Here is a 12,382-nt window from a genome sequence, read left to right on the forward strand (position 1 = left end):
CGCCGGGCCCACCGCCGGGCCGCGCGCCTGGCCGGGCGCGTCTCAGGGGGCGTGCACGGCCGGGTCGTCGCGCAGCACGTCGAGCAGCAGCGCCCGCACGGCGTCGGGCCGCTCGAGCGCCGGCAGGTGCCCCGCCCAGCCGAGCACGACGTGCTCGGCGCCGGGGACCTCGGCGGCCACGTGCGCCGCGCACGCCCGCAGGTGGTCCATGTCCTGGCCGCCCGAGACGACGACGGTCGGCACCCGCAGGGCCGCCAGGTCGACGTCGAGGCGCCGGGCGCGCGGCGGGTCGTCGCCGGCGTCGGCCTCGAGCTGCACCTCGAACGCGCGGCGCTGCATGGCCGCGAGCGCCTCGCGGGCGGGCACGTCGGCATCCGGCCCGAGCCAGGTGGCGACGTTGAGCCGCACCGCGCCCTCGACGTCCCCGGCGGACAGGAGCCGGTCCTCCTCGACGTCGAACGCGCGCAGGGCGTCGGTCGGCTCGAGCCCGCGCACCGACGGGCACAGCAGCACCAGCTCGCGCACGCGGCCGGGGTGGGTGGCCGCGAGCTCGAGGGCGACGCGGCCGCCGAACGACGCGCCGACCACGGCGGCGTCGTCGAGGCCCAGGTGGTCGAGCAGCGCGGCGACGTCGTCGGCGTCGGCGTACTCGCCGCCGGGCAGGGGGGTGTCGCCGAAGCCGCGCAGGTCGGCGCGGACCACGCGGAACGCGTGGCGCAGCGGGGCCACGAGCGGCTCCCACATGCGACGGTCGGCGACGCCCGCGTGCAGGAGCAGGACGGCCGGGCCGGTGCCGTCGTCGTCGTCGTGGGAGAGGATCATCCGGTCAGGGTAGGTCAGGAGCCGTGCCGGGTCGACCGCCGCGGCACGCCATAGGGTGGGGCGATGACGGCACGCCGGCGCGAGCGCCACCACGTCCGGGTCACGGGGGCGCAGGACGGCCCCGCGATGGTCTTCGCGCACGGTTTCGGCTGCGACCAGTCGATGTGGCGCCTGGTCGCCCCCCGCTTCGAGGACACCCACCGGGTGGTGCTGTTCGACCATGCGGGCGCGGGCGACGCCGACCCCGCGCTGTACGACGTCGAGCGGCACGCCACGCTCGACGGGTACGCCGAGGACGTCGTGGCGCTGCTCGACGAGCTCGACCTGGGTCCCGTGGTGCTCGTGGGGCACTCGGTGAGCGCGACGATCGCGCTGCTCGCGGCGGCGCGCCGGCCCGACCTGTTCGACCGCCTCGTGCTCGTGGGCCCGAGCCCGCGGTACGTCGACGACGACGGGTACCGCGGCGGGTTCACCGCCGAGGAGATCACCGAGCTGCTCGAGACCATGGACGGCAACTTCCTCGGCTGGTCGCAGTCGGTCGCGCCGCTCATCATGGGCAACGCGGACCGGCCCGAGCTCGGCCAGGAGCTGGCGGCGTCGTTCTGCCGCACCGACCCCGACGTCGCGCGCCGGTTCGCCCGCACGACGTTCCTGTCGGACAACCGGGCCGACCTTGCCGCGGTGCGCACCCCGAGCCTGGTGGTCCAGTGCCGCGAGGACGTCATCGCGCCGGTCGAGGTGGGCCGGTACGTGCACGAGCGCCTGGCCGGCTCGCGGTTCGCGCTCATCGACGCGGTGGGGCACTGCCCCAACCTCAGCGCCCCGGACGCGCTGACCGCCGCGATGCGGGAGTACCTGGCGGCATGAGCGACGCCGGGCGCGCGAGCTCCTGGGGCGCCGCCCCGGCGGGCCTGGCGCGCCTGGACGCCGACGGCCGGGTCCTCGACGTCAACGCGACGCTCCTGGCGTGGGCCGGGGCGGGCGACGTCGTCGGCCGTCCGCTGAGCGACCTGCTCACGGTGGGCGGGCGGATCTACTTCGAGACGCACGTGCGGCCCCTGCTCGCGCTGCAGGGCCGCGTGGAGGAGGTCGCGCTCGAGCTGCGCGCGCCGCAGGGCCGCCTGCCCGTGCTGCTCTCCGCCGCGACGCGCGACGACGGGTTCGACGTCGCGCTGGTCACGGCCCGCGAGCGCGTGCGCTTCGAGCGCGCGACGCTCGAGGCGCGCGCGGAGGCCGAGCGCGTCGCGCAGCGGCTGCGCTGGGTGCAGGACGCGACGGCGGCGCTCGCCCGGGCCGCGGGGCTCGAGGCCGTGCGGGCGGCGCTGCTCGGGACCGTCGAGGCGCACCCGGCCGTCGCCGCGGCCGCGCTGGTGCCACCCGGTGCCGCGGACGTCCCGGCCGACGGGCGCCTGGCGGTGCCGGTCGCGGGCGAGGCGCAGGACCACGGCACCCTCGTCGTGACGCTGCACGGGCGGCCCGGCGACGAGCCCGTCGACCGGGACGCCCTCGAGACGGTCGCCCGGCAGGGCGCCGTCGCGCTCGACCGGGCGCTGCTGCACGAGCAGAGCGTCTCGGTCGCGCACGAGCTGCAGCACGCGATGCTCACCCAGGACCTGCCGGTGCGCGACGACGTCACGGTCGTCGCGCAGTACCGCCCGGCCGTGAGCGGGCTCGAGGTGGGCGGCGACTGGTACGACGCGTTCGCGCTCGACGACGCCACGGTCGCGGTCGCGGTGGGCGACGTCGTCGGGCACGGCCTGCACGCGGCGACCGCGATGGGCCAGCTGCGCACCGCGACGCGGGCGCTGGCCCGCCCCGGGCTGGGCCCGGCGGGCCTGCTGCGGCTCGTCGACGAGTTCGTGACCCGCCGCGACGTCGGGTTCGCCGCGACCCTCGCGTACGCGGAGCTGGACGCCGCCACGGGGACGCTCGCGTACGCGTGCGCGGGCCACCTGCCGCCGCTGCGGGTCCGCGCGGACGGCACGGGCGAGTACCTGTGGGACGGCCGGTCGGCGCCGCTCGGGGTGCCGTCGCCGCGTGGCCCGCGCACGGCGGGCACCGTGCGCCTGCGCCCGGGCGAGCAGGTCCTGCTCTACACCGACGGGGTCGTCGAGCGGCGGGACCGGTCGCTGCCCGACGGCCTGGACCGGCTGGCGCACCTCGCCGGCCGGGTGCCGGCCGCGGAGCTCGTCGCAGGGCTGGTCGACGCCGAGGCGGACCGGCGCGACGACGCGTGCGTGCTCGGCCTCACGTGGCACCCGCGGCCCGCTCCCACCCCGGGGCCGACCCCGGTGCGCGCGCCGGCGAACCGGGGTTGAATGGCGCCGTGAAGCGCATCGGGTTCCTGTCCTTCGGCCACTGGACGCCGCACCCGCAGTCGGCGACGCGCACGGCGGCGGACGCGCTGCTGCAGTCGATCGAGCTCGCGGTCGCCGCCGAGGAGCTCGGCGCCGACGGCGCCTACTTCCGGGTGCACCACTTCGCGCGCCAGCTGGCCTCGCCGTTCCCGCTGCTCGCGGCGGTCGGGGCGCGCACGAGCCGCATCGAGATCGGCACCGCCGTCATCGACATGCGCTACGAGAACCCCCTGTACATGGCCGAGAACGCCGGCGCCGCGGACCTCATCTCCGGCGGGCGGCTGCAGCTCGGCATCAGCCGCGGGTCGCCCGAGCAGGTGATCGACGGGTTCCGCTACTTCGGGCACGAGCCGGCCCCTGGCGAGACCGACGCCGACATGGCGCGCCGGCACACCGCCCGCTTCCTCGAGGTGCTCACCGGGGAGGGGTTCGCCGAGCCGAACCCGCGCCCGATGTTCCCCAACCCGCCGGGCCTGCTGCGCCTCGAGCCGCACTCGCCCGGGCTGCGCGAGCGGATCTGGTGGGGCGCCGGCACCCGGGCCACGGCCGAGTGGACCGCCGCGCAGGGCATGAACCTCATGAGCTCGACGCTGCTCACCGAGGACACCGGCGTGCCGTTCCACGTGCTGCAGGCCGAGCAGATCCGGCGGTTCCGCGACGCGTGGGCCGACGCCGGCCACGAGCGCACCCCGCGCGTGTCGGTCTCGCGCAGCATCTTCCCGTTCACCGACGAGCGCGACCGGGCGTACTTCGGTCTCGAGACGGCCAGCACGGACCAGGTGGGCGTGCTGGAGGGCACCCGGGCCCGGTTCGGCAAGACGTACGCGGGCGAGGTCGACGACGTCGTGGCCGAGCTCGCCGCCGACGAGGCGGTCGCCGCCGCCGACACGCTGCTGCTCACCGTCCCGAACCAGCTCGGCGTCGACTACAACGCGCACGTCATCGAGAACGTGGTGAAGCACGTCGCGCCGCAGCTCGGCTGGCGCTGACCCGCGCCGCCGCGGGGGCGCGGGGGCGCGCTAGGCGAGCCGCAGCGCGTCCCCGCGCGCGACGGTGCCCGGCTCGACGACGTCGGCGTACACGGCCAGGCACAGGTCCCGCTCGGCCCCGAGCGGCCGCAGCCAGGGCGCGCCCGGCTCGGCGCCGTCCTGGGCGACGTCGACCGTGCGGCAGCGCTCCACGCGCCCGACGACGCGCAGCACCGCGGTGCCGACGCGCAGCTCGCGCCCGACCCAGCCCTCCTCGACGAACGGCTCGTCGGTGTCGAGCACGACGTTGGCGCGCAGCCGGCGCGGGTCGCCCGACCCGCCGAAGCGGCGCGCGCACCAGGCCAGGGACGCGGTGCCGACGAGCGAGACCCGCCCGTCGTCGTGGTGGGCCACGTCGCCCTCGGGCGCCACCGTGACGGGCACGCCGAGCGCGGCGCCCAGGTGCGCGTCCAGGGCCGGGTCGCCCACCGTCCACGTGCCGTCGGCGTGGGTGACGCGCACCGACCCGTCCGACGCGGTCGCCGCGGTGTACGCGACGACGCCGTCGCGCCGCCGGAAGCGGCGGGTGTCCTTGAGCGAGGCGAACCGCCCGTCGGCGTCGCGCACCGCGTACCAGCGGTCCCCGGTCACGCCCCGGGCGTCGAGCGTGGCGACGTCGAGCGGCTCGCCGCCCATGGCCTTGACGGGGTAGCGGCGCAGCGCGGAGACGGTGGTCACGGCCCGACCCTACGGCGCACGGCCCAGGCCCGGGTGGCGCACGAGCCCGCGTCGCCGCGGCCCGGCTCGCCGGAGCGCCCCCCATCTCGCCGCCGCCCTCGCCGCGCTCGTCGCCGTCGCCGGGCGCGGCGAGGCACGGGCACCCCGACGCCGCCGCACCGGCCGGCAGCACCCCGCCCGCCCGCGCGGCCGCGGGACGACCGAGGCGCTCGCGGGCACGGCTCCCGTCGCCGCCGCGTACGCGGCGGCCGTCGCCGGGCTCCTGTGGCTCACGGTCGCCGGCCCCGGCCCGCACGGACCGCTGGTCGTGCCCACCGGCGCGCTCGTCCTGACGCTCGGGGCCGCGGGGGTGCTGCGCGCGGGGCGCGGCCGGACCGCCGGCCGCGGCGTCCCGGACGCCGCCCTCGCCCCGGGCCGCGGGTCCGGTACCTTGACCGGTGGCACCGTCGCCGCCTCGAAGGGGATCCGCCGTGGCACTGCCCAGCCCGAGCTACACCGTCACCCTGCGCGTGCAGGTGCCCGCCTCCCAGCGCGCGACGAGCACCGTCGTCGGCGCCGTGTCGGACGCCGGGGCGGCCGTGATGGGCGTCGACATCGCGCACTCGACGCCCGACGGGCTGGTCGTGGACGTCACCTGCGACACGGTCGACGCCCAGCACGGCGAGCGCGTCGTGGCGGCGCTCGAGGCGATCGACGGCGTGCACGTCCTGAAGTGGAGCGACTCGACGTTCCTGCTGCACCTCGGCGGCAAGATCGAGGTGCGGGCCAAGACGCCCCTGAAGACCCGGCGCGACCTGTCCCGCGCGTACACCCCGGGCGTGGCCCGGGTGTGCCTCGCGATCGCGGAGAACCCCGAGGACGCGCGGCGCCTGACGATCAAGCGCAACACCGTCGCCGTGGTCACCGACGGCACCGCGGTGCTGGGCCTCGGCGACATCGGACCGGCCGCGGCGCTGCCCGTCATGGAGGGCAAGGCGGCGCTGTTCAAGGAGTTCGGGGGCGTGGACGCCTGGCCCGTGTGCCTCGACACGACCGACACCGAGGAGATCATCCGCATCGTCAAGGCCATCGCGCCCGTGTACGGGGGCGTGAACCTCGAGGACATCTCCGCCCCGCGCTGCTTCGAGATCGAGGCCCGGCTGCGCGCCGAGCTCGACATCCCCGTCTTCCACGACGACCAGCACGGCACCGCGATCGTGGTGCTCGCCGCGCTGATCAACGCGCTCAAGGTCGTCGGCAAGACGCTCGAGGACGTGCGCATCGTCATCTCGGGCGTGGGCGCCGCCGGCACCGCGATCGTCCGGCTGCTCAAGGCCCAGGGCGCCCGCCACATCGTCGCGTTCGGCCGCGGCGGGGCGCTGCACGCGGGCGAGCGCACCGGCGACCCGCACCGCGACTGGATCGCCGACAACACCAACGCGGACGGGTTCTCCGGGTCGCTGCGCGACGGCCTGGTCGGCGCCGACGTGTTCGTGGGGGTCTCGGCCGGCAACATCCTCACCGGCGCGGACGTCGCCCGGATGGCCGACGGCGCGATCGTGTTCGCGCTCGCGAACCCGACGCCCGAGGTCGACCCGCTCGAGGCCGCCGAGACCGCGGCCGTCGTGGCGACGGGCCGCAGCGACTACCCGAACCAGATCAACAACGTGCTCGCCTTCCCGGGCCTGTTCCGCGGTCTGCTCGACGCCGGCGCCACCGAGATCACCACCGAGATGCTGCGCGTGGCCGCCGTCGCGATCGCCGACGTCGTCGCCCCCGACGAGCTCAACAGCGCCTTCGTCATCCCCGGCGTGTTCGACCACCGCGTGGCCGAGGCGGTCGCCGAGGCGGTCAAGGGCGCGAGCACGCCACGGCAGGCCGCGGGGCGCTGAGCACCGCGCGAAGCGCCGGACCGGCGGTGCGCCGGTCGACCACGTGCACCTCGGTCCAGCCCTCCGCCCGCGCCCCGCGCGCGAGCGCCGTGCGCTGGGCGGCCCACCGCCGCCAGTGACCCGCGAACGAGCGCGGGGCCACCACGCGGCCGCGCTCGCGCTGCCCGTCGAGCGCGGCGGTGCGCGGCACGTCGACGACGACGAGCACGGGCCGCCAGCCGCACGCCGTCGCGAGGCGGGCGAGCAGCCGGCGCCGGCGCGGCCGGGGCGCCGGGTCGTGCACGAGCAGCACGTCACGGTCCGCGCGCGGCCCCCGCAGGACCGCGCGGACGACCGCGGCGGCGTGCCACGCGTGCACCAGCGGGCGGTACGCACGGTAGGGCACGCGCGGCAGCGTGGCGCGGAACCACCGGCGGCTCGTGCACGCCCCTGCGACCCGTGGAGCTGCGCGCCGTGCGGCCCGACGTCGACGGCACCTTCGGCGCCGACTTCCTCAACGCCGGCCTCTTCCGCTCCTGACCGCGCGACGCCGGGGGCCTGCGGACGGCCGGCGGGGCCGTGGGGCGTGCGCGACTGCGCGTTCCGCGACCCGGCCGGCAACATGGTCCGCATCGACGAGGTCCGGTGATCGCGGTGGCGCAGCAGACGACGTCGCGTCGCGCGCCCGGGACCCCGGGCGCCCTGTCGCGGTGGGTGCAGCACAAGGCCAACGCGCGCACGATCCGCCGGCTGCGGACCAGGGGCGGCCGCCAGATGGGCATGGACCTGCTCGTCCTGCACACCGTCGGACGCCGCAGCGGCGAGCCCCGGCAGACCCCGCTCGCGTGGTTCGACGACGGCGACGGCGCCTGGCTCGTGGTCGCGTCGGGCGGCTGTAGCCGCCACCCCGACTGGTTCGCCAACCTGGTCGCCCGCCCGGACGACGTGCGCGTCGAGCTGCACGGCACCGAGCGGGTGCCGGTGACGCCGCACGTGCTCGACGACGCGGCGCGCGCGGTGGTCTGGCCGCGCATCGCCGCGGCGGCGCCGCACATCGACAAGCACCAGCGCAGGAGCGCGCGCACCCACCCGGTGGTGCGCCTGGCACGCCGCTGACCTGCGGCCCGAGACGAGGGAGTCCGACACACTATGACCATGACGACGACGCAGGGGACCTCGACGACGCACCCCGCCGACCGGCACACCACGATCCGCGTCCGCGGCGCCCGCGAGAACAACCTCCGGGCCGTGGACCTCGACATCCCCAAGCGCCGCCTCACGGCGTTCACCGGCGTGTCCGGCTCGGGCAAGAGCTCGCTGGTGTTCGCCACGATCGCCGCCGAGTCCCGCCGGCTCATCGACGAGACGTACTCGACGTTCGTCCAGGGCTTCATGCCGTCCCTGCCGCGGCCCGACGTCGACACCCTCGAGGGCATCACGACGGCGATCATCGTCGACCAGGAGCGCCTCGGCGCCAACGTGCGGTCCACGGTCGGCACCGTCACCGACGCGAACGCGATGCTGCGCAACCTGTTCAGCCGCATCGGCGAGCCGTACGTCGGGCCGCCCACGGCGTTCTCGTTCAACGTGCCGACCGCACGGGCCAGCGGCGTCATGAAGACGGACAAGGCCGGCGGGGCCACCGAGAAGAAGGTCGTGCGCGAGCAGGTCTACCTCGGTGGCATGTGCCCCGAGTGCGAGGGGCGCGGCACCGTCTCGGACCTCGACCTGTCCGTCATCGTCGACGAGTCCAGGTCGCTCAACGAGGGCGCGATCCTCGTGCCCGGCTACAAGCCCGACGGCTGGATGGTCCGGGGCTTCACCGAGTCGGGCTTCCTCGACGGCGACAAGCCCGTGCGCGACTTCACCGAGACCGAGCGCCACGACTTCCTGTACCGGGAGAAGACCAAGGTCAAGGCGCTCGGGATGAACATGACCTACGAGGGCCTCATCCCCAAGCTGCGCGCGTCGATGTTCAGCAAGGCCCCCGAGTCCCTGCAGCCCCACGTGCGCCGGTTCGTCGAGCAGGCCGCCGTCTTCGTGCCGTGCCCCGCCTGCGACGGCACGCGCCTCAACGAGTCGGCGCGGTCGGCGAAGATCCACGGCAAGAACATCGCCGACGTGTGCCGCATGCAGATCACCGACGCCGCCGAGTGGGTGCGCGGCATCGACGAGCCCGGTGTCGCACCCCTGCGCGCCGCGCTGCTGCACCTGTTCGACTCCTTCGTCGAGATCGGGCTGGGCTACCTGTCGCTCGACCGCGCCGCCGGCACCCTGTCCGGGGGAGAGGCGCAGCGCACCAAGATGATCCGCCACCTCGGCTCGGCCCTCACGGACGTCACCTACGTGTTCGACGAGCCGACCATCGGTCTGCACCCGCACGACATCGAGCGGATGAACAAGCTCCTGCTCGACCTGCGCGACAAGGGCAACACCGTCCTCGTCGTCGAGCACAAGCCCGAGGCGATCGCCATCGCCGACCACGTCGTCGACCTCGGCCCCGGCGCCGGCACCGACGGCGGCACCGTCTGCTACGAGGGCACGGTCGAGGGCCTGCGCGCCAGCGACACCCTCACCGGCAAGCACCTCGACCTGCGGGTGAGCCTCAAGGACTCCGTGCGCGAGGCCACCGGCGCCCTCGAGATCCGCGGCGCGCGGCAGAACAACCTGGTCGGCGTCGACGTCGACGTCCCGACCGGCGTCCTGACGGTGGTGACCGGCGTGGCCGGGTCCGGCAAGAGCTCGCTGATCCACGGCAACCTCGCCGGGCGCGACGGCGTCGTCGTCGTCGACCAGTCCGGGATCAAGGGCTCCCGGCGCTCCAACCCCGCGACCTACACCGGGCTGCTCGAGCCCGTCCGCAAGGAGTTCGCCAAGGCCAACGGCGTCAAGCCCGCCCTGTTCAGCGCCAACTCCGAGGGCGCCTGCCCCACCTGCAAGGGCAACGGCCGCATCTACACCGAGCTCGGGTTCATGGAGACCGTCGAGACGCCCTGCGAGGACTGCGGCGGCAAGCGGTTCCAGGCCGCCGTCCTCGAGTACCGGCTCGGCGGGCTCAACATCGCCGAGGTGCTCGACCTGTCCGTCGCCCAGGCGCACGCCTTCTTCCGCGAGGGCGAGGCGAAGATCCCCGCCGCCCACAAGGTCCTGTCCCACCTGGAGGACGTCGGGCTCGGCTACCTCACCCTCGGTCAGCCGCTCAACACCCTGTCCGGCGGCGAGCGCCAGCGGCTCAAGCTCGCCATGCACATGGGGGAGCGCGGCGGGACCTACATCCTCGACGAGCCCACCACCGGCCTGCACCTCGCCGACGTCGAGAACCTCCTCGCGCTCCTGGACCGCCTCGTGGACTCGGGCAAGTCGGTCATCGTCATCGAGCACCACCAGGCCGTCATGGCGCACGCCGACTGGATCATCGACCTCGGCCCCGGGGCCGGGCACGACGGCGGTCGCGTCGTCTTCGAGGGCACGCCCGCAGACCTCGTGGCGGCGCGGTCGACGCTGACGGGCCAGCACCTGGCGGAGTACGTGGGCGTCTGATCTCCCCGTGACCGCCCTCCCGTTGTGGGCGTGGCACCTGGCGGGCCGGGCGCTCTCGAGCAGACCCGCCGCGTGCTCGAGAACGTCCGCACCTGCCTGGAGGCAGCGGGCGCCGGCCTCGAGGACGTCGTGAAGTGGACCATCCTCGTCGCCGACGAGACCGCCATCCAGGACGGCCTGGCCGCCTTCGGCGATGTCTGGCCCCAAGGGGCCGAGCCGCCAGCGATCACCGTCGCCATCGTGTCCGACGTCGGCCCCGAGGGCGCGCTCGTCGAGATCGAGGCGATCGCCGCCGTCGCCGAGTCCTGAGACGGGCCGGCCGCGGGGGAGCGGCGGCAGGTCACGACCGGCGCTCGTCCCACCACTCGAGGACACGCGTGGCGTGGAAGGTGAGCCACTTCGACGGCTCGCCGGGCGGGACGTCGACCTCGAACCAGACCCGGCCGGGGTGGCGGCGCTCCTGGAGCCAGGTCCCGTCGCGCGCCTCGGGGCCGTCGAAGTCGAAGCCTGCAGGGAAGAACGCGCCGCCGGCCCACTGCCCGTCCGGGTCCTGCAGGGCGAGCAGCCGGGCGCCGAAGCCCTCCGTCGCCACCCGCGCCCGGGTCGCCTGCCAGTCGTCCTCCGGCGCGTGGAGGAGGTCGCGCTCGACCTGCCAGCGCAGCGCCGGGTCGGAGTCGAGGAGCCAGCCGATGACGTCGTCGTCCGCCATGCTCGCGACCGTAGCACCGGGCCCCGACAGACCCTGATGTCCGTTTTGTCACGCCTGCGGACGCATGGCGTGCGGGGGAGAGGCGTCGAACGATGAATGCGCCCGCGCAGTCCGGTCTGCCCTCGCATGACGTACGTCCTGGTCCCGGGTGCGGGTGGCGAGGCCTGGTACTGGCACCGCGTGGTGCCGCTGCTGAAGAGCCGCGGTGATCGTGCTGTCGCGGTGGACCTGCCGGCCGAGGACCCGACGGCGGGCCTCGCGGCGTACGCGGACGCGATCGCCGCGGCGGCCGACGGCGCGGACCACGTCACGCTCGTCGCGCAGTCGATGGGCGGCTTCTCCGCGCCGCTGGTGTGCGACCGGCTTGCCGTCCGGCAGCTGGTGCTGGTCAACGCCATGGTGCCGCGGCCCGGCGAGACGGGCGGCGAGTGGTGGCAGGGCACGGGACATCACGAGGCCTGGGTGGCCAAGGCCCGTGCCGAGGGGCGCGAGCCCGTCTTCGACGGGGTGACCGACTTCTTCCACGACGTGCCGCAGGCCGTGGTCGACGAGGCGTTCGCCCGCGGGGAGCCCGAGCAGTCAGGCCGGCCGTTCGAGGACCCGTGGCCGCTGGAGGCGTGGCCCGACGTCCGCACGCGCGTGCTGGCCGGAGCGGACGACCGGTTCTTCCCGGTGGAGTTCCAGCGGCGGGTGGCGCGCGAGCGCCTGGGGCTCGAGTGCGACGTGCTTCCGGGCGGCCATCTCCTTGCGCTGAGCCGGCCTCACGAGCTGGTCGAGTACCTGCTCCGGTGCTGAACGGGGCTCACCACCGCTACACCGATAATGCACATTATGTCATTACAGCTGGAGAAGACCCCCCTCCAGTGCCCTTCCCCGAGCCACCGGCGACTCTCTCAGTGCGTGACCTTGAGCCCGATCACGCAGCCGACGATGCCGGCGATGAGCAGCAGCCGGACCACGGACACCGGCTCGGCGCCCGTCGCCATCGCGTACAGGACGGTCAGCGCGGCTCCGATGCCGACCCACACGGCGTACGCCGTGCCGACCGGCAGCTCGCGCAGCGACCAGCCCAGCCCGGCCATGCTCGCCACCAGCGCGACGCCGAACACGACCGTCGGCCCCCAGCGCGTGAACCCCTCGGACCGGTCGAGCGCCGTGGCCCACACGGCCTCCAGCATCCCCGACACGACCAGGACGATCCAGGACATGACGCTCCCCTCGGTGCCGTCTTGTCGCACACCGGGTACGGCACCCCTCGTCCGGGAGCCCCCACGGGCTCTGCGCCCGATGCTCGCACACCCCCGCCCGACCGGCGGTACACTGAATCGGACATTCGGGCTAAACCAGTGTGTATGGCACAACACCATCGTCTGGGACGGTGTCGGTGGCCGCTCCTAC

The 12,382-nt window shown here is 75.3% G+C and carries 12 protein-coding genes, 1 pseudogene and 1 riboswitch; of the genes and pseudogenes, 8 read left to right on the plus strand and 5 right to left on the minus strand.

The features are described 5' to 3' along the window. Positions 1 to 42: 42 nt before the first annotated feature. Positions 43 to 822 (minus strand): alpha/beta fold hydrolase, encoded by a 780-nt coding sequence (locus ISOVA_RS07865; RefSeq protein ID WP_013838707.1) that lies wholly within the window; start codon positions 820 to 822, stop codon positions 43 to 45. 63 nt (positions 823 to 885) lie between these two features. On the opposite strand from ISOVA_RS07865, the gene ISOVA_RS07870 reads away from it, so the two are divergent. From ISOVA_RS07870 to ISOVA_RS07880, 3 genes are read left to right on the plus strand one after another with little or no spacing between them, the layout of a single operon-like run. Next, entirely contained in the window at positions 886 to 1,689 is an 804-nt protein-coding gene (locus tag ISOVA_RS07870) for an alpha/beta fold hydrolase (RefSeq protein ID WP_013838708.1), read from the plus strand. Continuing rightward, a complete protein-coding gene (locus tag ISOVA_RS15500; RefSeq protein ID WP_013838709.1) occupies positions 1,686 to 3,140 on the plus strand; it encodes a SpoIIE family protein phosphatase in 1,455 nt (484 codons plus the stop codon). The genes ISOVA_RS07870 and ISOVA_RS15500 overlap by 4 nt, the downstream gene beginning before the upstream one ends. 8 nt (positions 3,141 to 3,148) lie before the next feature. After that, entirely contained in the window at positions 3,149 to 4,168 is a 1,020-nt protein-coding gene (locus tag ISOVA_RS07880) for an LLM class flavin-dependent oxidoreductase (RefSeq protein ID WP_013838710.1), read from the plus strand. Between the two features lie 30 nt (positions 4,169 to 4,198). On the opposite strand, the gene ISOVA_RS07885 is transcribed toward ISOVA_RS07880, so the two are convergent. Beyond that, on the minus strand, positions 4,199 to 4,885 hold the full coding sequence (locus tag ISOVA_RS07885) for an MOSC domain-containing protein (RefSeq protein ID WP_013838711.1): 687 nt from the start codon (positions 4,883 to 4,885) through the stop codon (positions 4,199 to 4,201). Positions 4,886 to 5,355: 470 nt separating this feature from the next. Here ISOVA_RS07885 and ISOVA_RS07890 point away from each other — a divergent pair, with 470 nt between their 5' ends. Next, entirely contained in the window at positions 5,356 to 6,756 is a 1,401-nt protein-coding gene (locus ISOVA_RS07890) for an NAD-dependent malic enzyme (protein ID WP_013838712.1), read from the plus strand. On the opposite strand, the gene ISOVA_RS07895 is transcribed toward ISOVA_RS07890, so the two are convergent. Beyond that, positions 6,716 to 7,141 carry a hypothetical protein gene (locus tag ISOVA_RS07895; protein WP_013838713.1) on the minus strand — a complete coding sequence of 142 codons (426 nt, stop codon included), beginning with the start codon at positions 7,139 to 7,141 and terminating at the stop codon, positions 6,716 to 6,718. The two genes, ISOVA_RS07890 and ISOVA_RS07895, sit on opposite strands and share 41 nt — an antisense overlap. A gap of 239 nt (positions 7,142 to 7,380) precedes the next feature. Between ISOVA_RS07895 and ISOVA_RS07900 the strand changes: the two genes are divergently transcribed. Genes ISOVA_RS07900 through ISOVA_RS07910 form a run of 3 tightly spaced genes read left to right on the plus strand, consistent with a single transcriptional unit; the run spans position 7,381 to position 10,584 of the window. Further along, positions 7,381 to 7,851, plus strand: a complete 471-nt coding sequence (locus ISOVA_RS07900; RefSeq protein WP_013838714.1) for a nitroreductase family deazaflavin-dependent oxidoreductase — start codon at positions 7,381 to 7,383, stop codon at positions 7,849 to 7,851. A 33-nt stretch (positions 7,852 to 7,884) separates the two neighbouring features. Then, positions 7,885 to 10,275 (plus strand): ATP-binding cassette domain-containing protein, encoded by a 2,391-nt coding sequence (locus ISOVA_RS07905; protein ID WP_013838715.1) that lies wholly within the window; start codon positions 7,885 to 7,887, stop codon positions 10,273 to 10,275. 30 nt (positions 10,276 to 10,305) lie between these two features. Next, a complete protein-coding gene (locus ISOVA_RS07910) occupies positions 10,306 to 10,584 on the plus strand; it encodes a RidA family protein (protein ID WP_186004541.1) in 279 nt (92 codons plus the stop codon). Positions 10,585 to 10,756: 172 nt separating this feature from the next. On the opposite strand, the pseudogene ISOVA_RS17645 reads toward ISOVA_RS07910, so the two are convergent. Continuing rightward, positions 10,757 to 10,984 (minus strand): annotated as a pseudogene (locus ISOVA_RS17645) (squalene cyclase); the annotation flags it as partial. A 126-nt stretch (positions 10,985 to 11,110) separates the two neighbouring features. Here ISOVA_RS17645 and ISOVA_RS07920 point away from each other — a divergent pair. After that, on the plus strand, positions 11,111 to 11,779 hold the full coding sequence (locus ISOVA_RS07920) for an alpha/beta fold hydrolase (protein WP_013838718.1): 669 nt from the start codon (positions 11,111 to 11,113) through the stop codon (positions 11,777 to 11,779). Between the two features lie 98 nt (positions 11,780 to 11,877). Here ISOVA_RS07920 and ISOVA_RS07925 read toward each other — a convergent pair whose 3' ends face one another. Then, entirely contained in the window at positions 11,878 to 12,192 is a 315-nt protein-coding gene (locus tag ISOVA_RS07925) for a DMT family transporter (protein ID WP_013838719.1), read from the minus strand. A 10-nt stretch (positions 12,193 to 12,202) separates the two neighbouring features. Beyond that, a riboswitch (guanidine-III (ykkC-III) riboswitch) is annotated at positions 12,203 to 12,266 on the minus strand. Positions 12,267 to 12,382: the final 116 nt, after the last annotated feature.

Source organism: Isoptericola variabilis 225, from assembly GCF_000215105.1.
GTDB classification, from domain to species: Bacteria; Actinomycetota; Actinomycetes; order Actinomycetales; family Cellulomonadaceae; genus Isoptericola; species Isoptericola variabilis_A.